Origin of the sequence: Sivoneniella epilithica UHCC 1019, assembly GCF_040830845.1 — a bacterium.
GTDB lineage: Bacteria > Cyanobacteriota > Cyanobacteriia > Leptolyngbyales > Leptolyngbyaceae > ULC077BIN1.
In genome coordinates, this window is sequence record NZ_JBFPDP010000055.1 from 1 (window position 1) to 21,279 (window position 21,279).

Consider the following 21,279-nt stretch of genomic DNA (forward strand, 5'->3'; position numbering starts at 1 on the left):
AACTCAAAACTCAAAACTCAAAACTCAAAACTCAAAACTCAAAACTCAAAACTCAAAACTCAAAACTCAAAACTCCCCATGAACTACTGGCTAATAAAATCTGAACCCGATGTATACGGCATTGCAGACTTAGAGCGCGATCTCCAAACTATTTGGGATGGCGTGAGAAACTATCAAGCCCGCAACTTTCTTAAAGCCATGCAGCCGGGAGATTTGGCATTTTATTATCACTCCAATACTGCTCCGCTTGGCATTGTGGGTCTGGCGAAAATTATCCAGTCGTCTGTGATTGATCCGACCCAATTTGACTCCAGCAGCCCGTATTACGATCCAAAAGCCACGTTAGAAAATCCCCGCTGGCACACCGCGATCGTAGAATTTATCGAAACTTTCCCCACCCTGCTCACCCTAGAAACCCTGCGTCAAACCTTCACCCCCGACGAACTGTGGCTCGTGCGCCCAGGCAATCGCCTTTCCGTCATGCCCATACCAACAGATGTTGCAATGAAGATTTTGAAGAAGGCAAGGAATGGCGAATGACGAATGACGAATGACGAATGACGAATGGCGAATGCTCACAACTTATCTTCCCAACTCAAAACTTACCTTCCCAACTCAAAACTTAGAACTCAAAACTCAAAACTTCCATGACTTCCTTCAACAAAATCAGCCCAACTGCCCTACTCGTAACCTATGCTCGCCAATTTAGCGATATTCCCTATGCGAGGGAAATTTCGGAATTGGTGGATGCTCAGTCGGTGGTTGGACAGTATGCACCCAATGGCATAGAAGACTTGAAGTATTTTGCGCCCGTGATGGAGGCGAGATACAAAGCGACCAATGGGTTGTTGGCAAAGTTTGGCTGTCGGCAAATTGTGGAACTGGCATCTGGGTTATTGCCCCGTGGCATGGTGATGTCTGAAAACCCAGAGATTACGTTTGTGGAAAGTGATTTGCCATTGATGATTGAGCAGAAACGGGCATTGGTCGATCGCCTGATTGCCCCTCGCCCAAATCTGCACTTTGCCGCGATCGATGTCACCGCAACTCCTAGCCAGTTTCCAGTGAATGCTGAGTATTTGCGGCAAGGCGAACCGATCGCGCTCGCCTGTGAGGGGTTGCTGCAATACCTAACTTTACCCGAAAAACAATTGGTGTTTGCCAATGTGCAACAGATGTTGCAGCACTATGGCGGAGTTTGGATTACGCCCGATCTGACTACTAAGCAGCGGCGCAGTCAGCTACGAAACTACAATCCAGCAACGGAACGAATACTAAAAGCGATCGCCCAAAACACAGGCAGATCTACCCTGGATAATAGCTTTGAGCATTCAGAACATCTCCAGCAATTCGTCGCTGACCAAGGGTTTCATCTCCAAACCTTCAGCCTCATAGATATCCTCGATCAACTTTCATCGCTGGAGCGTCTAAATATTGCTGTCCAAGACATCACCCCTCTGCTAGCCGGAACTGACATTTTCGCTTTGACGCTGGAGGGATGATTCGTCTGGTTTAAGGGGACAATTGCCTAACGAAACTGGATAACCCTCCAAATTGCAGAGACAAGGGGCGATCGCTTCTAGAATTGAGGTAGCCAAACGTGAGGGATTTTATGAATGTTGTGACACCCAAGCGATTCACGATTGATGAATATCATCGGCTCATCCAACTCGGTTTTTTGCAAGAAGGCGAACGGATTGAGCTAATTCGGGGAGAACTAATTCAAATGGCTGCCAAAGGAACACCACACACCGTCTGTTGCGCGATTCTGTGTCGCCAACTCGACCGACTGCTTGGCGATCGAGCAGCCATCCGGGGTCAAGACCCAATTACCTTACCGAGTCAAAGTGAACCGGAACCCGATGTCGTCGTTGCGCGAGGCAGAGACGAAGATTATCTAGCCCATCATCCGTATCCGCAAGACATTTTGCTGGTGATCGAGATTTCTGACTCTACCCTGACCTATGACCAAACCACCAAGCTGTCACTCTATGCCGAGGCGGAAATTGCGGAGTACTGGATTGTGAACTTGAGCGATCGCCAGTTAGAACGCTACAGCCAACCCTATCGGATAGTTCAAGGCAAGTTTGACTACCTTAGTAAACAAATTTTGCTGCCCCACCAGGCGATCTGGCTGCCTGGTTTTGAGGATACCCAACTAGATTTGAGCCGAATTTTTCCAGAAGGGGCGATCGCGTCACCACCTCTCCGCTGATTCCTAACGATTCCTAGCCAGCGTCCTTCAGCAAAATTCCCTTATTTTCTAGCGCTTTCCAACTAATGGGATTGATTGCTAAGGCTTGATAAAAACTGGTAAGCAATGCAAAGTAAAAACTATTCATGGGTGATTTGCGTCTTCAAGTTCGAGCAGAGTGATTTTCTAGTCATGCTTCTTGTTTGCTTCACATTGCCGTAATTGGAGTAGCCGAATTGACCAGCGTTAATAAAGTGCCTGTTTGTTCTTGACCATTGGTTGCCAAATCGCTGTGGCATAGATAAATTTGCTGTTCACTGCGGGCTTGTAAATCAAGCAAAATGCGTCGCAGGCGTTGCTCGTTGGCATCCATCGCATCGGCAGCAGTCCATACGCCTGACCACTGCTGCAAAAACAAGGGAGCCGCAAATAATGCATCAACACCGCTAAGCCATCGGGGAGAAGCAGCATCAAACCAAAACTGCCAGCGATGGCTGCGGCGGCTAGAACGATACTGAAAAACAGTGGCTAAGGTGACGGCATTGCTGGCTGTTCCCATGGGTCGCACTGGATAGGGATTGGCGGTGACGGCGCTATTGCGTAAAAGCCGGATAAATGGGCTGATGATGGCAGCGGATGGAGGATCTGGGCGAGTTGTGCCGCGATCGCTGAGGGTCACATCACTCCGGCGCAATCGGTCAGCGACTTCCCAATAATGTTGGGCGGTTTCCAGCAGTTGGCGCAGGGCAGACAGTTGATCAAATGCTAAAGAACGACCGCCTAAGAGAAAATGCTGGATGGCGCGATCGAGCAAGAAAACGGCATTTGGACTCTGGCGTTGCTCTAGCTGAGATTGCTGAGTTTCGATCCAGTCAATCACTGCCTGATAAGCGTCTGAGGTTTGATAGCCTAACCGATCCCATCGAGGAAAGGTGGTGGCGGGTAATAAACGAGGACGCTCTGGATGAGGGGCAAAGCAATAATCAGCAAGTAAGCCTGCACGCACAGGATCAATAGCAAGAGTGGGCTGGAGGGAAGCGGCTGATCGGCTGTCAGGAGTGTTAATAGTTTGTTCTCGATTGCCTAATATCACCAGCATTTCAGCGATCGCATCTCGATCCACTAAACGACCTAAGCCCGGATAGACCAGTGTTAGCACCGTCAGCAACGCCCGAACGATCGCAAAGCTAATTAGGGGACGCTGATCATTCAGCGATTCAACTGGAATTTGATGCTTGGTCAAAATGTCGATGAGGGCATACCGGGCGATCGCATCTAAACCGGGACTAATCACCGCCACATGTCGCGGTTCCACCTGCTCCGCTTGCACGGCGGTAATGATCGTCTCGGCGGTTTGACGTAATAGATCAGAGCGCGAAACGGTTTGAATCGCTTGGATTGACTCTGGCAACGCCAAAAAGATCATTGGGTTAATGGCGAATTCTACCAGGGTTTCCCCCAGATCATCCAATAAGCTTGGGGTTGGGCGATCGCTCAATTCTACGATTTCACACCGATCTGCGAGTGCTGCTAAATAAACCGGATCGGCTCCCAAACCCAAGCGCACTGCCCCATCGGGGTTAAAGGTAAATGCAGCAGAGGCTCCAGCGTTGAGCAATTTTTCAAACAGATGCCGAGCGATCGCCGGATACTCATCCACATCATCCGCCAAAATGAGCGGATAGCGCTGAACGAGGTGCGACTGATAGGCAGGATGTCCTAGCAACCATTGCCAATACAGCCCTGCCGTAATTCCATAGGTCAACAGACCCCGTTCCAAACACCATTGCTGCCAGTGTTGCAACATCATTCCAACCGTTTCAAAGGGAATCGGCAGTTCGCCATTTTGCGCTCCCAAGCCCTGTTGTAATCGGAGCGGAATATCTTCAATTGGAATGCCAGCCAATCCAGCCAGTTGCAGTAAATCCAAAATTTTTCGGACTAGACGCGCTTCATTTACCGCTGCTTGTGCGCCGATCGCCCGATCAATCTCCGGTTGCCACAATCGTGTAGCAAGCTCCTGCTCATTTTCTGGGTTGAGCCGAAGGGAAAACTGCGCCTTCAAATCAAGCTGCTGAATCAGCAATGGCCAAAACAGCGTCACTTCATCTTGAAAAAAACCTAGCGGAGTTGTGGAATAAAAAGAATATTGACTTTGAGTAGCAGCAACTAGGCGATCGACCAGATCAATTCGATTATCACCAATCGCGGCAAACAGCAAAAGTCTTGGCAGGTTTGTAGAAGGTTGTAAGCTATCAGGTGCCGGACTCTCTGGCGGCGGGACTGTTGACATCTGGGCAGAAACTACCCCAGTCGATTGAGCAACCCATTGGCAAAACTGGCGAATTAAGTAATTCGTTTTACCCACTCGCGTTGCTCCCGTAATCCAGATTCGTTCTTTGTTAACCAATTGTTTTTAAATGATTTTGCTAGAATCTCTCGTACCTTAACTTAAATGGCTTGTTTAACAAATAAATGGTTTGTTTAACAAATAATATCTAAACGGTGAACCTGTTCCCATCATGAGATCATCTTTTCTAACCTCTGTGAGTCGATATTTACGCGGGGCTAACCAATGGCTTCTACAAACACCAGAAAGAGCGCTTGATCAAGCCTATGAAGCCGCTCTAATGATTAAAGCAATTGAAGACCAACATTTTGATGGCGGAAAAATTTCTAAAAAATCTACCAAGCATAGTGAAAATGTGCTTATTTATTTTCAATCTGAACTCAATAAATATTTAAAGTTTGCCGAGGTTCGCCTCACAGAATTTAGAGCAAGCCGCATCATTGTAGACTCTACCAATTCTACGCTTTATCATCGCCGCAGTTCCTACATCAGTACCCACGAGCAAGCCGCGACTGTATTAGAAAAACTGGCGTTTATTGATGAGATTCTCGATCGCTACAAATCTTCATCCGTTCGTTCAACTGCTTTAGTTCCGCTCAATCAAGGGACAAACGTTAATCTCTCTGGAACAGTGATTGACCAAAACACGGGCGATCGCGTCTACAATCAGGCGCTCAATCCTGACAACGCAGATGATGGCAGCATTCTAGATAAAACGGGTGTATTACCCCGCTCAATTTTAGGAACCCTGAACCGCATCAAGCGAGATTTAGATCCGAATTCTGAGGAACAAGTTGTTCAAACCTTTCGTTTTTCTAAAGCAAAAACCTTAATATCCATCCGGCTAGTTTTGCTATTAATTATTGTGCCCTTACTGACTCAGCAAATTTCCAAAGCATTTATCGTCGGTCCGCTGGTGGATCAATTTTGGCAGCCAGAGCAAGTCGGTATTTTTCTCAATAGTGAGTTAGAAGAATCAGCATTGAGAGAGTTTAATGTTTTTAGAGAACGATTAGAGTTCGATCGCTTTCTGAGCGTTGCACAACCTGAACGGTTTCCGGAAACTACCGATGCTGAAACACTTTTGCAAGACAAGGCTGAGGAACTTGCAGAGATTTATTCTAAGCTGAGCGCCCGTGCTATCAAAAATGTGTTTGCAGATTTGCTATCGGCGGGGGCATTTGCGATCGTCCTGCTCACCAATCGTAGAGGGTTAGAAACCCTTAGATCTTTTATTGATGAAACGGTTTATGGACTCAGTGATAGCGCTAAAGCCTTCATTATCATTTTGTTTACTGACATGTTTGTGGGCTTTCACTCTCCTCATGGCTGGGAAGTCCTTCTAGAAGGACTCGCTAAGCATTTTGGATTGCCTACTAACCGAGATTTTAACTTTCTATTCATTGCCACATTTCCCGTTATTTTAGATACCGTTTTTAAATATTGGATCTTCCGCTATCTCAATCGTATTTCTCCATCTGCCGTGGCAACTTACAAAAATATGAATGAATAAACAAGAATGAATGGAGCAGATAATAATCTGCCAGCATTTACATAAACGATACGTTGCACGAATCACGCCCTTTTCCCAGTTACTCCATGTCTAACTCACCCGATTTAAATCAGGCTCCACCACTGACAAAACAAGAGTTGGATGAAGCCATCCACAACTTTGACACTATTCAAGGAGAGCTTAACTATCGACAAGCGCAAACTGCCCTACGAGATTTAGTGGAAGGGTTAGACTTGACGGCGATCGAGCGACGGGGATTAGAACCCGAAATTACTGGGCTGGAATCGATGCTGGATAAGCTCGATCGCCAGATTGTTCACATTGCCGCATTTGGCATGGTGGGACGCGGCAAATCCTCGCTTTTGAATGCGCTCCTGGGCGAAACTGTGTTTGAAACCGGGGCGGTTCATGGAGTCACCCGCAGCCGCCAAACTGCAAATTGGACGTTGACCAGCGAGGAGATCGCTGGCAGTGAGCAATCCTTAACGCGGGTAACGGTAAACGCGATCGGGAACTCTCAGATTCAACTAATCGACACTCCCGGTATCGACGAGGTGGATGGCGAAGCGCGGGAAGCACTGGCACAACAGGTTGCCCAACAAGCCGATCTGATCTTGTTTATCATTGCGGGAGATATGACCAAGGTTGAATATCAGGCATTATCAGCTTTACGGTCTGCCAGTAAGCCGATCATTCTGGTATTTAACAAAATTGACCAATATCCAGAGGTCGATCGCAAAATGATTTATCGCAAAATTCGGGATGAGCGCGTGAAAGAACTGCTCTCGCCGGAGGAGATTGTCATGGCGGCAGCATCGCCGTTAGTGGCAAAAGCAGTGCGGCGGGCGGATGGGCGAGTAGCGGCTCAACTGAGTGTAGGAACGCCCCAAATCGATGACCTGAAGCTGAAAATTTTAGAAATTTTAGATCGAGAAGGGAAGTCGCTGGTGGCGGTCAACTCGCTGCTGTTTGCCGATGATATCAACGATCGCTTGGTGGAGCGCAAAATGGCGATCCGGGAGCAAAGCGCTAATCAGATCATTTGGAATGCGGTGATGACTAAGGCGGTGGCGATCGCCCTCAATCCCGTGACAGTGGTGGATATTCTCAGCAGTGCGGTGATTGATGTCGCGCTAATTCTGACGCTCTCCAAACTATATGGCATTCCTATGAGCCAACAGGGAGCCTTAGCCTTGCTGAAAAAAATTGCCCTGACCATGGGCGGCATTAGCGCCAGTGAGATGGTTGCTAACTTGGGACTCAGTTCGCTGAAAGGCTTGCTAGGATTATCGGCTCCGGCAACCGGGGGGCTGTCGCTGGCTGCCTATGCGTCTGTGGCAGTGACTCAAGCAGGCGTGGCAGGTGTTTCAACTTATGCGATCGGGCAGGTGACCAAAACCTACCTTGCAAATGATGCGTCTTGGGGAGTAGATGGACCGAAAGCCGTAGTCACTCGCATTCTCGCGTCACTGGATGAAGGCTCGATTTTAAGCCGAATTAAAGGTGAACTCCGCGCGAAACTTAATTTCAATCAGCCGCGATCGCGCTCTTAAAAAAAGACAAGGAAGCAATCAGCAAGATTAATCCGAGTGAAACATACCATATCGGTCGTGGTAGATCTTATGGCAATGGATGAAACAACAGATCTGGAAAAAAGTAATTGAATACTGCCCACGTAGAAAAGGCAACAGATACAGAAATCACCGCGAGAACAGGAGCAAGAGAAAGATATCGAACGAAGAAATTAGCTTGATTGTTTGGGTTTGCCATGATGCAGTAATGCCTAACTGTAGAACTACTTCACCTTAACGACCCTTGCGATCGCTAGTCTCAATCCGCAGAGGGATTCAACGGAGATAGCAGGTAGAGCAAGTTCATCAAGTGGTGGTTCTTTAATGTGGTTTACCTTTAAAGAATTGTGAGCGTTTTGAGTTTTGCCACTGATCCACCCATTCACTCATCCACCCATTCACTCCTCTAGATTGCTTCCCAAAATCGAGATGTGGGAATAGTGCGATCGCCCATTTGCTGGTTCAGATAATCTGCGGCTGACAGCCCAGACAATAGGGCACTTTCTACCCGCATCCCACCGCACCAATCTCCCGCACATATCAAGGGCGCGGGTGTTTCAGCCGACCAATAGCGATCGCTCAAAGGAGTTGCCGGAAAGGAGTAACGCCAGCGATGCACCTGCATCCATTCGGGTGTTGCCAACCAGGGAAGCAGGTGTTCGGCGGCTGAGTGCAGCAGTTGTTGACCCACCGCAGATAGATCAGTTGTTTCTAGCCACTGGTTGGCAAACGCCGCCGTACTTTGGACGACAAATATGGGTTGGGAAGCAGTGCGCCGCTTGCTGCTGTCTAAACCAATCCAACCCAAATCTGGATGTTGAACCGCGATCGCTTTGACATCGACATAGTTTGACTGCCATTTTTTCAAGCAATCTTCTGGATAACCTGCCATTACTGCAATGCAGGGATCGAACTCCACCGATCGCAGTTGTTGAATTAATTCACTGGAAACAATGTTTTTTTCAAGCGGTGTCAATAAATCGACGGCTTGAGGTGCAGGAATAGCGATTAGTACAGCGCTAGCTGATAAGGTTGATGGGTGGGAATCTACGGCATCGGGCTGAGGATTCTCGATGGTTAATGTCCAAGTTTGGTCAGGGGTTAACTCTAATCCAATCACGCGCTGACTAAACCGAACATCAAGCCCGGTGGCGAGATATTTAGCGATCGCGCTCATGCCGTCGGGTGCGATGTATCGAGGAACGCGCTCTGGTGCAGCTTGTAAGGTGCGATCGCGATTCAATATATGAATTGTATCTGTCCAGATCTGTACTATGTCCCGTTTGAGTAAATGAGCGATCAACTCCTCAAATAATTCCCCTTTGGGCGAAAGATAGCAGGTGCCATGATCGGCGCGATCGTGGGGGAGGCGACGAGTTGCCAATCGTCCACCCACTCCGCGAGATTTTTCTAGCACTACGACCCGGTAGCCTGCCTGCTGTAGCTGTTGAGCGCAGGTCAACCCGGCAATTCCTGCTCCAATGATGGCTATATCAATAGGTTCCACCCCGTTTTACTCCTACAGTCAATTTTTTAATGGAATTAGGAGGGCGCAGCATTTGGTAAAGGATCTTTGGCTAGTTGCAAAAAATATTGCCCAAATGCTGCGCCCCTACAGGTCAAAAATTTTGTCACATTCACCTAAAATCCAATGCCCATCATCCAGCTTCTATTGACCTTTGCTCCTCCCGCTGCGCTTCAAATAGACGCAGTACGAGTAACCCAATGCTGGTGCTAGCAGCGACAACGAGCCAAAAATTGTGGGCAACGATCGCGGACTGATCCATTGCCCAACCGCCGAGCAAGGGACCCATAAAATAGCCGATCGCCCAACATTGCGAACTGACGGCAACATAAGCACCCCGCAGATTTTCGGGCGCGAGTTCTGAGACGATCGCGGCGGCAAACGGTTTATACGTGACAGACGCGATCGCCATGACGCAGAGAGCCGCTACGCCAGTCCAATATTGATAGGTCGCAAACCTGCCGGTGACCCACAGGAGGCAAAACCCCAGGCTAGACATCAACATCGCAATCATCAACACACGAGTGCGAGGGAATGCGGTAAACGCTTGGGCGATCGGTAGTTGTGCCACGGCTCCCAACCCGATGTAGCACCAAGTATACAAGCTTGCGGTATCGGCTAGCGATGCGTTGGGTGTGGCTCCTATGGCTGGAATAAAGTTAGTGAAATAGAGCGGTACTGTGCTGGTGACCAGCGCCACATAAGTCGTAAACAACACGTTTGCCAGGATGAACGTAATCAAGGCTTTGTCTTGCAGTGCCACCAAAAAACCTTGAATCGGAGTGTGGGATTTAGTTGTGACTTGGCGAGTTTCCGCGATCGCTATTTGCACCATGATCAAAAACGCCAGAAAGATCAGTCCACAGCCTAGAAACAGCAGTTCGTGACGCTGGTTGGCGATCGTCAGCAACACGCCACCGCCTAATACGCCAATGCCCACGCCCACATTTTCCGCCACGCTCATAATCGCAAACGCTTGATGCCGGGATTCCGGTAGTGTCACATCCATCACCGCCGCATCCGCCGCCGTCCAGTAAAAGCCGACGCTTAGCCCCAGCAACAGACTTGCCACGATTAGCATTGGCAAAGTTTGGGTAACTGCCAATACTAAAGAGACTAAAACTCCCAGCCCTGCGGAAAGCGACAGCGTGGTTTTGCGCCCAAATCGGGGGGAATCTGCCAGCGCACCGCCCAGCAAATGTCCAGCAATCCCAGCCAGGGAGCTAATCCCCATGCTCAACCCCACGGAGGTTGCCGATAGCCCCACTTGATTGACGAACACCAGCGGGATATAGAAGTAGATCAAGCCAGACGCGACTTGGCACAGCGATCGCCCCGCTGCCTGAATCCAAATCTGTCGATTATCAAGCTGGAGGGCGGTTGACCAATCTGAAGGATTTTCTAGGGACATGAAGTAGGCAGATGCGATCGCACCCACGGCTAACAAACAACCCACTTAGCTTAGCGCAGGCGTTAATCTGCAAAATCACCGCATGAGATTGCAGGTTCTGGTTAAATCAGGCAATGTGGACTCTACGCCCGTTAAGATCTTCTTTTGAGAAAACTCTGTGAAACGATATCCGGTTATTTTTTCGATAGTGCTGGTGATGTTGATCTGGGCGATCGCTGCCTGCCAGCCCAACCTCAGCAACAGCGGCGGCGGTGATATTATCGTTGCCTCTAAAGACTTCACTGAGCAGGATGTGTTGGGGGAACTGTTGGCGCAGCAGATTGAAAATAAGGCAGGTTTGAAAGTCGATCGCAAACCTCGCTTAGGTGGTTCCTACGTGTGCCATCAGGCGATTATTAACGGCAAAATTGATGCCTACGTGGAATACACTGGCACCGCTGCCACCGTCAGCAAACTTTTTGAAAATCAGCCGATTCCCTCGGAACCCAAAGCGCTGCTTCAGCAGCTAAAAGACGGCTATGCCCAAAAGTTCAACCTCACAGTAATGCCCGGTCTCGGCTTTGAAAATACCTTCGCCATCATCATTCGCGGCGACGATGCCAAACGCGATAATATTCAAACCCTGTCACAGGCGGCACCGTTTACCCCACAATGGCGCGGCGGCTTTGGCTACGAATTTTCTGAGCGGCAGGATGGTCTCGCTGGCTTATCTAAAACCTACGGCTTTCAGTTTGCCAAACCCCCACAAATTATGGATCTAGGGCTAATCTATCGGGCACTCATCCAAAAACAGGTAGACCTCGTGGCAGGCAACTCCACCGATGGGCAAATTGCCCGACTAGGCTTGGTGGTGCTGAAGGACGACAAACGCTACTTCCCGCCCTATGAAGCCGTGCCCATCGTCCGCGAAGCCACCCTACAAAAATATCCCAAACTCCGCACCGCCCTAGCAGAACTCAGCGGACTCGTCACCGCCGCCGAAATGCAACGAATGAACTACGAAGTGGAAGGCGAACTCCGCGACGTAAAACAAGTCGTCAAAGAGTTTTTGGCATCCAAACAATGATGCAGTTTTGTTTGGATTATGAACAATATTCAGAAAGGCATTAACCAATAGTCTATTTCTGCGTATTATTCAGAAATTCTCAGTCCAGTAAGACTCAGATTGTATAGCCATCTGCAAAGACTTTACCTTGAGGGTTGCAGCGGGTAAATTAGATAAAGTCGCCATTTTCAAGTCTTACCACAAGGGATTTTCTGTATGGGAGCATGGGAAGAGCAAGCAAGGCGAACAACTCAACATAGACAGATATGGTCGGAAGCTCAGGAATTTAATTTTATTGATGCACTACTTATTGCGACCAATGAAGAAGAAGTTAAAGCAGCCTATATTAGAGAGTTTTCTTTGCCAGTCAAGACTCAGGAAAGACATGATTTAGTAGTTGATAATGTCCTATTTGAATTCAAGTACTCGGTAAAACTTAGTGATATAGAAGTTGCAGCAAAAGTGATTGCTCAAGCGATTTACTACATTAATCGCCTATTTAAGAAAGGGCGTATAAATGAAGCTAAATACCTTGTAATTGCCGACAAAGATGAAGCTAGACTTTTCAAAGTTATCGAATTTCAACTGTTTTATGAGAGTTGTGAATATCAGTGGGACAACTTCCGTCCAAGCTCTCCTGATCCTAAATTAATTGAAGCCATTAAAAATTCAAAAATTTTAGAGTCTAATAGAATTTATAAACTCACTTCTCAAGATGACTTGCACCTATTTTCAAGTTGTCTTTACAAATTATTATCATTTAGTAATACTGCATCTAATCCTAGAGATAAGTCATGCAAAATTCGCAGCTTACCAAAGTCAAGATTTCTGATAGTTAGTTTTGGATTAATTCTAATATTTTCATCATTCATTGTTTTAGCAAATCAGCCCTACTTCAAAAATTTGAACAAATTTATTCCATCTCTTAAGAAGTAATAAGGTTTAGTAAAATGGCTATGTCTAAGAAAAAACAGCAAGTTCCAGATACTTTAATTCAAGTTGGTAAACAAGGCTCTAAGTATCAACAGAAGGCTTATAAAGTTTCTGAGAGAGCTTATGGAACCACACATGAAAATTCAGAAGAAGAGTATGAGGAAATTACTGTAGACAAATCAGCAGCAGAAATTATTGATCAAATTAATAAAAGAGTAAAAAGCCCATACTATTGGAGATATTGTGGAATTGTCACATTAATTCTTCTGCTTACTTTCTCTCAGATATCTATACCTTTAACAACAATTTTAGCAGTGGTTTTACCAGTTGCGACTTATATGGTTCGCAAGGCAGATATTAAACGCAAAACAACGCCGCTTTTTTATGAATTTTCTGATGATTACTCAGAGAATAAATTTTATAGCAGTATTGCCGCTTTTTCTAAGCTAGCTGAAACAAAAAGCTCATGGCGATTGAAATCCCAAGTTGCTGTTCATGATTGGAAGAGAAACGCTGGCTCTAGCTCGGCACTTATTCGAGAACGCTCAAAAATTGGCAAACAAAATCCCAATCTCCTCAAAGCTAACGTTGACGTTTGGGGCGTTGACGCTGGAAGCATTAAGTTGTATTTACTTCCTGATCGCTTTTTTGTATTTCAAGATGGTGTTTATAGTGCAATTTCTTATAGTGAAATTCAGGCATCTTTGCAAGATTTAGAATATGTAGAGCAAGAGTCACTTCCTAGTGATGCCACAGTAATTGGGCAAACTTGGAAATATGCTCGCCGCGATGGTGGTCCAGACAAACGTTTCAATAACAATCGTCAACTTCCTATCGCAAAGTATGGGGTAGTTGCCTTTTCCTCCCAAAATTTTATCGCCTACTTGATTGTCTCCAGTCTTGAAATCGCTTCATCTTTTACTCAATCCTTTTCTAAAATTTTGGATTCCTCTAACAGTGGTGCTAAATCTCTACTATCCTCAAACAGTCAATTTCAATCTGCTTTACTGGAAGCTGATTGTTCTCCAGAGCATTTGGAACCTTTGAAAAAGGCAGCATCCCAAGGCTCAGAGTTAACAACTAGCCAAATTGCTCAGTTGCTTGGCGTATCAACTTCATTCATTACTAAAAACCCTAGCAGTTTTGATTATGAAGGATTTCGTTTTGTGCGCTCAGGTCGCTCAGGTCGCCAATTATCTTGGAAAGTTGAATATCTTGGTAATGAAGTTTAGATATTATCTACAAACACAGCCATTATCGTAATTTATTGATAGGTTGGGACATTGCAGTGAAGGTGCCTGGGAGTGTTGCGATCGCTCCATCATTTTATCAGTAACGGCGATCGCGGGTTAGAAATGCGATCGCCCCAGATTATTGACGACTGCGATCGCGGGTTGGGAAATGCGATCGCGCTAATTGGCTACTGTGCTAAATTTTAGGATATGAAGTTCGATTGGGATGAGCGTAAAAATCAAAGCAATCTGGCAAAGCATGGTTTTGACTTCGCTGATGCGGGTCGCATTTTTAACTTACCCATGGTTGTCGAATTGGATGAACGTGAGGATTATGGTGAAGAACGATATGTTGGGATTGGTTTACTTGACGGGCGAGTAGTCGTGGTTGTTTACACTGAGCCTGATGAGGAAATAGTTCGCATTATTTCATTACGAAAGGCACTGTCTCATGAACGCAGACGCTATGAACAATATCTCAAGAACCGACTGGACTAGAATCGACGCAATGAACGACGAAGAGATTGATACATCTGATATTCCACCCTTGTCAGATGAATTCTTTGCGAAAGCGCAACTGCGAATGCCCAAGTCGGCTATAGCGATTACAGTTCAGGTAGATCCGGATACGCTTGCTTGGTTTCACGCACAAGGAAACACTGCTGAGCAGCAAATGTCAGCAGCGTTAAAAATTTATGCAGAGGCTCACAAAGTCTGTTTGGACTCTGAAGCAAAATTAGCGTAATTCTTGGCAAACTGAATAATTTCAATACGGTGGACTAAGGTTAGCAGCGATCGCCCCAGATTATTGATAACCGCGATCGCAAGTTGGAAATGCAATCCGCAGGATAGAATGGGCTGGATTTGTCTGACGCGATCGCCCCATCATTATCATCAGTAAATGCGATCGCGGGTTGGCAATGCGATCGCTCCCGTATTTTTTCAGCAAAAGCAATCGCGGGTAGGAATGCGATCGCTCTATCTTGCAAAAAGTTGGCGATCGCGGGTTAGAAATGCGATCGCTTCAGAAATTCATTGATGAGTGCGATCGCGGGTTGGAGATGCGATCACGTACACTAGCACACTTCTAGATTTAGAATTGCTTTCACTGCTGTTAATAAGATTGCTAGAATGCTGAAAGAGACTGCTTCCAAAGGACGTATTCCTATGTCGATTGTTGTGACTCTTAGCCCAGAATTAGAAGCCATACTACGGGACAAAGCCGCTCAGCAAGGTCAAGATGTTAGTCTTGTTGCATCAGAATTACTTGCTAACGTTTTAGAGTGGGAAGAACAAGATTCAGCGGCGGCTATTCAAGGCATTCAGAAAGGATTGGACGATTTTGAGACAGGTCGATTTCGATCTTTTCACGAATTTACTAAAGAACAAAGCCGTAAGCATAATCTCTCAGCAGATGCATGAAATACCGCATCGACATTTCGAGTGTGGCAGAGTCTGAAGCAGACAAAGCATTTCTCCGATTATCTCAACTCACGTCTCCCACGAAAGCAAGCCAATGGTACTCAGGATTGCTGCAAGCAATTGAGTCTTTGTCACAAATGCCGAAACGCTGCCCACTTGCACGAGAGAATGAGTATTTTAGCCAAGAAATTCGGCAGTTACTCTATGGAAGAGGGCGCAACTCATACCGTATTCTTTTCACCATTTTGGACGGTCAGGAGACATCTACGGTTCGCATTTTACATATTCGCTACGGTTCACAACAAACTCTTGGCAAAGAGCCAGAAGCACCTAACGATACCTAATGATTTCATCATTGAGAATGTTAGCTGAAAGCAGTGCGATCGCTCCCGTATTTCTTCAGTAACGGCGATCGCGGGTTGGCAATGCGATCCGCAGTATAGAATGGGCTGGATTTGCCTCACGCGATCGCATGATAAGAATCTATTTAGATACCAGTGCCTACAATCGTCCATTTGATGATCAGACCCAACCCAAAATTTTCCTCGAATCACAAGCTGTTGCCATCATCTTACAAATGGTTGAAACAGGGATGATCGAACTGGCAAGTTCTTCAGTGTTGGAGTATGAAAATAGTCGCAATCCTTACCCTATCAAGCAAACAGCGATGAGCCGTTCTCTTCAAATGGCTCAGTTGAGGCAAGCCGTAAACGAAGCAATTCAACAAAGAGCCGAGCAATTAGAACAGAATGGACTAAAGTCACTGGATGCTTTGCATGTTGCCTGTGCTGAGGCAGTCAATAGTGACTGGTTCATTACCTGTGACAAACGGCTGATCAATCGATGTTCAGGGTTGATAATAAAAGTGATGAATCCAGTCAATTTTGTGTTGGAGATGAGCAGCAATGATCCAGATAGAGAGTGAGCAACAAGTCTTACAGGAAGTCTTACAGGTTCTTTTAGCCAACCTGGAACCGTCCAAAGTTGCTCGGTTTTGGGCAGCATGTAATGGGGGAAGTGGAGATTACTTGCAACTCAAGGATGAGCTTTTTGGGCAAGAATCGGTGAAGAGTTTATCTGCCAAAATTTTGGAATTTCAGGAATCAAAGCCAAAAGTTTAATTACTCTGCCGCAGTGAGTCGTATCAAGTTTTTGATGCTATGGCAAAGGTGAGCGATCGCGGCTTGGCAATGCGATCGCTCCAGCATTTCATTAGTAAAAGCGATCGCGGGTTGAGAATGCGATCGCTCAAATTCTGTGTGGAGTTGTCTAGAGCTATAATTTGAGGCACATCATCTCAGGCTAACAGCATGACTACAGTAGCGATTTTGCCAATCTCTGATCCTAGCTGGTGAGATGTGGCAACCGCGATCGCAGAAGACTATAACCCCGGCATAGCAGGCAAAATCGATTTTGGCAGCAATCCATGAACTCCTTTTTGCGGACTGTTCACTACTTGGGTAATATGAAAATTGACCGCCAAACTGCATAGCACATAGGCTTCCTCCGCAGGTAAACCGATGAAGCGCTGCAAAAACTCAATCATTTGTTGGAGCGCCTGTTCAAACGCAAAATCAAGTGTGTTGCCAAAGCCCATGGTGATAAAGTCGGTGGCAGTTTCGGCGATCGGTGCGGTCAGCATTAGATCTTTACGGACAATCAGTTGAACCGTGCCATTCATCGAGGTTTCGATCGCGGTCACATCCACCTCACCATCACCCTGTACTGCATGACCATCGCCGATGGAAAACAGTGCGCCGGGTACAAAGATTGGCAAAAATAGGCGACTTCCTGCCTGAAGCTGGCGATTGTCAATGTTGCCACCATAGAGTCCGGGGGGAATGGAAGACCGATCCTCTGCGGTTGCCACGCCCAAAATGCCAAAAAATGGCTGAATTGGTAGTCGAATGCCTGTATTGGGTGGGAACTCAGCAATCCCTTGCTCTAGATCTAATGGGATAAATCGCAGGGCTGGTTGAGCGAACTGCTGGGGCAACGCTCCCCAACCAGGGCGAATGGCATTGAACCCAATCGGTAAACGGGGCGCGATCGCCTCTAATCGGATTTCCAAGACATCGGTTGGTTTTGCTCTCTGGATGAAAATCGGTCCCGTCAGCAGATGAGGACCTGAACCCACTCGACGCTCCGCAGGCAACTGATCGCAAATGGTTTCAAAGGCAGGAGTCAAAAATTCTGGTGGTGCTTTGGCTGCCACATGAAAACCAGAATAAGTTTCAACGTGAACGCGATCGCCCGACTCAATCACTAAGGCAGGCTTTAACTGCGCCGAAAATCCACCTAAATGTACCGTTTCGCACGTCGCTGGTAGCTGATGTTCGGTCATGCAAAATCCAATTGAATGCCGTGAGGAATGCCCATAAACGTCATAGACATCGCCCTAAATTCCGGAGGGATCAATGCCTAATTCTCGTAGCTTTGCAGCCAGTCGCTCAGCTTTTTGTTGTGCCTGCTGGGTTTGCTGTTGTGCTTGCTTGGTCTGCTGTGCCAAGTCCTCCGGAGTGGCGAGGCGATGCCCCGCTTGGTCATACCAAAACAACCATTCCCGTTGCCAGCCTTGATGCACACCTTCTTCTCGTCCGATCGCCAATCCAATCTCTGGCATCCACACCCGCTCTTCCGGCAACGGCACGTATTCCCCATGCTCCAACCGATGGATTTCTAAGGGTTTGCGACCCCGGCGACCTCGACGACCAGGTGCATAGATGATGTAGTAAAGGATGCCCAATTGAGCGTAGTCAATCTTTTTCCGTTCATATTCACCGCCATAGGTTTTGGAAACTACTTCCAGCGCGAGAATAGGCGGAATATCCTCCTCTTCCCAAAATACATAGCTCAAGCGTCCATCCACATCAACAAAGCGATTGACTCCAAGGCTCAAAAATCCATCGGGCACTAGCGGCGGTTCACTGGGAGCAAAGTAAACTCCCATGTCTACGCCAAAAAACCAGTCGGTGCGATCGCCCCACACCCACGCCAAAATCGCCGCTAACAGATTGGGAACGAGGTTTTGCAGTTCATTATCCACAGGGGTATCGTCGGAGTCGGGGAGTTCTGCGGAGGAGGGCAAGCAGTCAGTTGGTTTATAGCGAAGCATGGTTTTGACCGATCGCGAGTTGCAGAAGGGATAGGCGTATTTTAACGCTTTAAACTAGCGCCTAAAACACGGGACTATTCACCGACAAATTCATCAATGCGCTGAACATAATCAAGACGGGCGATCGCCATCAACACGTCACGCCAGCGCGCTTGATGGGTATGACCAATCACCAGATAGTGATCTTTAGTACAGCCAATTCGACCCGGCGATCTCGATATTTGGACGGAGAGATCAATAGCACGGACTTCTGCTAAACGCTTTTCATTAACTGGAATGCAAAACTCATAGCTCAGCGATCGCAAGCTTCCGGCTGTACCGACTAAACCCTCTGTAGAAATTTTTCCTAGGTCAAAGGTAATTTTCATCACCCTACTAGAGGAAGAAACTTGGGCTGCGGAGTGTTTGAGCGGTTGACATGCCAACAGATAAGGAGTTGCAGTCAATACACTGAGCACACTCATCCGCATAATCATTACATTCATTTCAGTAGTAAATCTTAGTAGCGAAAATTCTATAAGAAAGATTGAGAATAAATATATGAATACCTGTTCAGATGTTATGATTAGGTCATTCAATCATGAGGCTAGTTTAAAAATGGCAACCGTTACTCAAATGAAATGCGCTTGCGAACCCTGCTTGTGTATTGTGACTCCTGGCTCTGGAACCGTTGAGAAAGAAAGCAAATTCTATTGCAGCCAAGCCTGCGCCGATGGACACAAAGATAGTCCAGGGTGTGGTCATACCGGCTGCGGATGCTAAAAACATACTAAAGATAGGGAGTTAGGAATAGTCAATACGCCTCCTAGCTTCCTATCCTTAGCTCTTTTTTCTACAAACTTACCATCACTTCTTGAGCGGCTGCTAGGGTTTGATCAACATCGGCATCCGTGTGAGCTAAGGACGTAAATCCTGCTTCAAATTGAGAAGGAGCAAGGTAAACGCCTCGTTGCAACATGCCCCGATGGAAACGACTAAATTTACCCAGGTCAGATTTTTTAGCATCTTCGTAGTTGTGGACGGGTCCTTCAGCAAAGAAGAAACCAAACATACCGCTGATTTGCCCTCCACAGGCGGCATGTCCTGTTTCTTTAGCAATATTCAGTAGTCCTTCAGAGAGACGCTTGGTGATGCGATCGAGTTGTTCATACGTTCCCGGTTGGCGCAGCAACTCCAAAGTTTTGATGCCTGCTGTCATTGCCAGTGGGTTTCCTGAAAGAGTTCCCGCTTGATACATGGGACCCGCTGGAGCAACCATCTCCATAACGTCTCGTCGTCCACCGTAGGCACCAACGGGCAAACCGCCGCCAATAATTTTACCTAGAGTGGTCAAATCTGGCGTAATGCCAAATCTTTCTTGAGCGCCGCCATAGGCAATCCGAAAACCCGTCATCACTTCATCAAATACTAGCAGCGCCCCGTTTTCGCGAGTTAATTCACGCAAACCTGCCAAAAAGCCGCCATCAGGGATGATAAATCCTGCATTGCCGACCACAGGCTCTAGAATTACCCCAGCAATTTCACCCGGATTTTGATCAAATAGCGCTTTGACTGCTTCTAGATTGTTGAAAGGTGCCGTTAGCGTGTTGTTTGTAGTAGATTTGGGCACTCCTGGAGAATCGGGTAAGCCGAGGGTGGCAACGCCCGATCCTGCTTTAACCAAAAACATGTCGGCATGTCCGTGGTAGCAGCCTTCAAATTTGATCAGTTTGTCCCGTCCAGTGAAGGCGCGCATCAATCGCAACACCGACATGCAGGCTTCGGTGCCTGAATTAACAAAGCGCACCATTTCAATGCTGGGAACGGCATCAATCACCATTTCCGCTAACACGTTTTCTAGGCGACAGGGTGCCCCAAAACTGGTGCCTTTTTGAGCCGCTTCACAAATGGCGTTGATCACATCGGGATGAGCGTGTCCGCAGATGGCGGGTCCCCATGTACCGATATAGTCAATGTATCGGTTGCCGTCTACATCCCAAGCATAGGCACCTTGGACGCGATCGAACACAATGGGTTGTCCACCCACCGACTTAAAGGCTCTAACGGGAGAACTCACTCCACCCGGCATTAGTTTTTGGGCAGCCGCAAAAATCTCGTCTGATTTGGTTGTCTTAAATGAACTTGTAATCAATGGTGACTCCTTAAGGGACTACTCAATGTCCCATTTACTTATTGTGTAACGAGACTTGTTTTGTTGGAAGACTTTTCAATCTAAAGATACAGGCAGATTCAAGTGATCTAGATTACTATTTGGCAATCTAGTTAGATTGAGGATATACAAAGATGCCGTACAAAACTAATTACGATTTACCATCCCATGTTCGTGATCTCTTGTCTGAGGCAGCACAACGCTTCTACCGCATTGCATTTAATTCAGCACTTCAATGGTATGGAGAGGAAGAAAAAGCGCACTGTATTGCTTCAAGTGCTGTGAGGAGTCAGTTAGCTAGTTTGAATAGCGCGATCGAGTAAGTCTTTTAGAGAAGACTTTTGCAATAGTGATTTGAGTTGAGCTAAAAAGTTTTGAGAACTCAATGCCCTTTTATTCTGCAATACGAATAAACGAAAGAGTTGCGAGATCTCGTCGTTAAGCGGCTATTTTGGGTTTAGCTTTTGACCTTTAGGCGATCGCATTCTCAATCTGGCTCAGAACAAAAAATAGAACCGCTGATCACTATCTCAGTTCTCCACACTGGTCTGATAGTACATGATGATTTTGTAAGTATGGGCAAATATTTTTGTGCGAGCGCTCAAGATATAAAGGAGAAGAGCGATCGCCCCCAGTTGTGAAAGAGAGGAGAGATCGCCCCATTGAACCCCAATAACTAAGCGATCGCATAAACCGTGAAGAAAAAGCGCGATTGCTCTATTGAACCCAATAATTAAGCGATCGCTCCAAGCTATGAAAGAGAAGAGCGATCGCCTGTTTCTGTCTAGTGATCCTATAAATCTGAGAACAGTAAGAAAT

27 protein-coding genes are annotated in these 21,279 nt (G+C 46.8%); 18 read left to right on the top strand and 9 right to left on the bottom strand.

Annotated features, from left to right (window positions below; genetic code table 11):
* The 3 genes from AB3R30_RS22875 to AB3R30_RS22885 form a co-directional block, all read left to right on the top strand.
* Nucleotides 1-540, top strand: a 540-nt coding sequence (locus tag AB3R30_RS22875; protein WP_458651527.1) for an EVE domain-containing protein, incomplete at its 5' end; no start/stop codon positions are given.
* Between the two features lie 107 nt (nt 541-647).
* A complete protein-coding gene (locus AB3R30_RS22880; protein ID WP_458651528.1) occupies nt 648-1,502 on the top strand; it encodes a class I SAM-dependent methyltransferase in 855 nt (284 codons plus the stop codon).
* Between the two features lie 110 nt (nt 1,503-1,612).
* Entirely contained in the window at nt 1,613-2,215 is a 603-nt protein-coding gene (locus tag AB3R30_RS22885) for a Uma2 family endonuclease (protein WP_458651529.1), read from the top strand.
* A 187-nt stretch (nt 2,216-2,402) separates the two neighbouring features.
* On the opposite strand, the gene AB3R30_RS22890 is transcribed toward AB3R30_RS22885, so the two are convergent.
* A complete protein-coding gene (locus AB3R30_RS22890; protein WP_458651530.1) occupies nt 2,403-4,604 on the bottom strand; it encodes a recombinase family protein in 2,202 nt (733 codons plus the stop codon).
* Between the two features lie 112 nt (nt 4,605-4,716).
* Here AB3R30_RS22890 and pxcA point away from each other — a divergent pair, with 112 nt between their 5' ends.
* The gene (gene pxcA, locus AB3R30_RS22895; RefSeq protein WP_458651531.1) at nt 4,717-6,057 is read left to right on the top strand and encodes a proton extrusion protein PcxA; all 1,341 of its coding nucleotides are present in this window, start codon (nt 4,717-4,719) and stop codon (nt 6,055-6,057) included.
* Between the two features lie 86 nt (nt 6,058-6,143).
* Entirely contained in the window at nt 6,144-7,610 is a 1,467-nt protein-coding gene (locus AB3R30_RS22900) for a GTP-binding protein (protein ID WP_458651532.1), read from the top strand.
* 67 nt (nt 7,611-7,677) lie between these two features.
* On the opposite strand, the gene AB3R30_RS22905 is transcribed toward AB3R30_RS22900, so the two are convergent.
* From AB3R30_RS22905 to AB3R30_RS22915, 3 genes are all read right to left on the bottom strand, one after another.
* The gene (locus AB3R30_RS22905; RefSeq protein ID WP_458651533.1) at nt 7,678-7,827 is read right to left on the bottom strand and encodes a photosystem I reaction center subunit IX; all 150 of its coding nucleotides are present in this window, start codon (nt 7,825-7,827) and stop codon (nt 7,678-7,680) included.
* 207 nt (nt 7,828-8,034) lie between these two features.
* A complete protein-coding gene (locus tag AB3R30_RS22910) occupies nt 8,035-9,135 on the bottom strand; it encodes an NAD(P)/FAD-dependent oxidoreductase (protein WP_458651534.1) in 1,101 nt (366 codons plus the stop codon).
* A 151-nt stretch (nt 9,136-9,286) separates the two neighbouring features.
* Nucleotides 9,287-10,609, bottom strand: coding sequence for an MFS transporter (locus AB3R30_RS22915; protein ID WP_458651535.1), 1,323 nt, complete (start codon nt 10,607-10,609; stop codon nt 9,287-9,289).
* A gap of 112 nt (nt 10,610-10,721) precedes the next feature.
* Here AB3R30_RS22915 and AB3R30_RS22920 point away from each other — a divergent pair, with 112 nt between their 5' ends.
* The 11 genes from AB3R30_RS22920 to AB3R30_RS22970 all read left to right on the top strand — a co-directional run bounded on the left by AB3R30_RS22920 (nt 10,722) and on the right by AB3R30_RS22970 (nt 16,317).
* Nucleotides 10,722-11,630 (top strand): glycine betaine ABC transporter substrate-binding protein, encoded by a 909-nt coding sequence (locus AB3R30_RS22920; RefSeq protein WP_458651536.1) that lies wholly within the window; start codon nt 10,722-10,724, stop codon nt 11,628-11,630.
* Nucleotides 11,631-11,825: 195 nt separating this feature from the next.
* On the top strand, nt 11,826-12,545 hold the full coding sequence (locus AB3R30_RS22925; RefSeq protein WP_458651537.1) for a hypothetical protein: 720 nt from the start codon (nt 11,826-11,828) through the stop codon (nt 12,543-12,545).
* Nucleotides 12,546-12,559: 14 nt separating this feature from the next.
* On the top strand, nt 12,560-13,774 hold the full coding sequence (locus tag AB3R30_RS22930) for a hypothetical protein (RefSeq protein WP_458651538.1): 1,215 nt from the start codon (nt 12,560-12,562) through the stop codon (nt 13,772-13,774).
* Nucleotides 13,775-13,846: 72 nt separating this feature from the next.
* Nucleotides 13,847-13,981, top strand: a complete 135-nt coding sequence (locus AB3R30_RS22935; protein WP_458651539.1) for a hypothetical protein — start codon at nt 13,847-13,849, stop codon at nt 13,979-13,981.
* A 3-nt stretch (nt 13,982-13,984) separates the two neighbouring features.
* Entirely contained in the window at nt 13,985-14,272 is a 288-nt protein-coding gene (locus AB3R30_RS22940; RefSeq protein ID WP_458651540.1) for a BrnT family toxin, read from the top strand.
* A gap of 10 nt (nt 14,273-14,282) precedes the next feature.
* Entirely contained in the window at nt 14,283-14,519 is a 237-nt protein-coding gene (locus AB3R30_RS22945) for a BrnA antitoxin family protein (protein WP_458651541.1), read from the top strand.
* 156 nt (nt 14,520-14,675) lie between these two features.
* Nucleotides 14,676-14,813, top strand: a complete 138-nt coding sequence (locus AB3R30_RS22950; RefSeq protein ID WP_458651542.1) for a hypothetical protein — start codon at nt 14,676-14,678, stop codon at nt 14,811-14,813.
* Between the two features lie 128 nt (nt 14,814-14,941).
* Nucleotides 14,942-15,196 (top strand): hypothetical protein, encoded by a 255-nt coding sequence (locus AB3R30_RS22955; protein WP_458651543.1) that lies wholly within the window; start codon nt 14,942-14,944, stop codon nt 15,194-15,196.
* Entirely contained in the window at nt 15,193-15,540 is a 348-nt protein-coding gene (locus AB3R30_RS22960; RefSeq protein WP_458651544.1) for a type II toxin-antitoxin system RelE/ParE family toxin, read from the top strand. Before AB3R30_RS22955 ends, AB3R30_RS22960 begins: the two co-directional genes overlap by 4 nt.
* A gap of 128 nt (nt 15,541-15,668) precedes the next feature.
* Nucleotides 15,669-16,121 carry a PIN domain-containing protein gene (locus tag AB3R30_RS22965; RefSeq protein ID WP_458651545.1) on the top strand — a complete coding sequence of 151 codons (453 nt, stop codon included), beginning with the start codon at nt 15,669-15,671 and terminating at the stop codon, nt 16,119-16,121.
* Complete coding sequence (locus tag AB3R30_RS22970) at nt 16,102-16,317, top strand: hypothetical protein (protein WP_458651546.1); 216 nt, start codon at nt 16,102-16,104, stop codon at nt 16,315-16,317. The genes AB3R30_RS22965 and AB3R30_RS22970 overlap by 20 nt, the downstream gene beginning before the upstream one ends.
* 23 nt (nt 16,318-16,340) lie before the next feature.
* Here AB3R30_RS22970 and AB3R30_RS22975 read toward each other — a convergent pair whose 3' ends face one another.
* The 4 genes from AB3R30_RS22975 to AB3R30_RS22990 form a co-directional block, all read right to left on the bottom strand.
* Complete coding sequence (locus AB3R30_RS22975; RefSeq protein ID WP_458651547.1) at nt 16,341-16,487, bottom strand: hypothetical protein; 147 nt, start codon at nt 16,485-16,487, stop codon at nt 16,341-16,343.
* 90 nt (nt 16,488-16,577) lie between these two features.
* Nucleotides 16,578-17,540, bottom strand: a complete 963-nt coding sequence (locus AB3R30_RS22980; protein WP_458651548.1) for an acetamidase/formamidase family protein — start codon at nt 17,538-17,540, stop codon at nt 16,578-16,580.
* A 54-nt stretch (nt 17,541-17,594) separates the two neighbouring features.
* Nucleotides 17,595-18,311, bottom strand: coding sequence for a Uma2 family endonuclease (locus AB3R30_RS22985; protein ID WP_458651549.1), 717 nt, complete (start codon nt 18,309-18,311; stop codon nt 17,595-17,597).
* Nucleotides 18,312-18,385: 74 nt separating this feature from the next.
* On the bottom strand, nt 18,386-18,796 hold the full coding sequence (locus tag AB3R30_RS22990) for a hypothetical protein (protein WP_458651550.1): 411 nt from the start codon (nt 18,794-18,796) through the stop codon (nt 18,386-18,388).
* A 130-nt stretch (nt 18,797-18,926) separates the two neighbouring features.
* Between AB3R30_RS22990 and AB3R30_RS22995 the strand changes: the two genes are divergently transcribed.
* A complete protein-coding gene (locus AB3R30_RS22995; RefSeq protein WP_458651564.1) occupies nt 18,927-19,073 on the top strand; it encodes a metallothionein in 147 nt (48 codons plus the stop codon).
* Between the two features lie 70 nt (nt 19,074-19,143).
* On the opposite strand, the gene hemL is transcribed toward AB3R30_RS22995, so the two are convergent.
* On the bottom strand, nt 19,144-20,442 hold the full coding sequence (hemL, locus tag AB3R30_RS23000) for a glutamate-1-semialdehyde 2,1-aminomutase (protein WP_458651551.1): 1,299 nt from the start codon (nt 20,440-20,442) through the stop codon (nt 19,144-19,146).
* A 152-nt stretch (nt 20,443-20,594) separates the two neighbouring features.
* Here hemL and AB3R30_RS23005 point away from each other — a divergent pair, with 152 nt between their 5' ends.
* Entirely contained in the window at nt 20,595-20,783 is a 189-nt protein-coding gene (locus tag AB3R30_RS23005; RefSeq protein ID WP_458651552.1) for a ChaB family protein, read from the top strand.
* Nucleotides 20,784-21,279 lie beyond the last annotated feature (496 nt).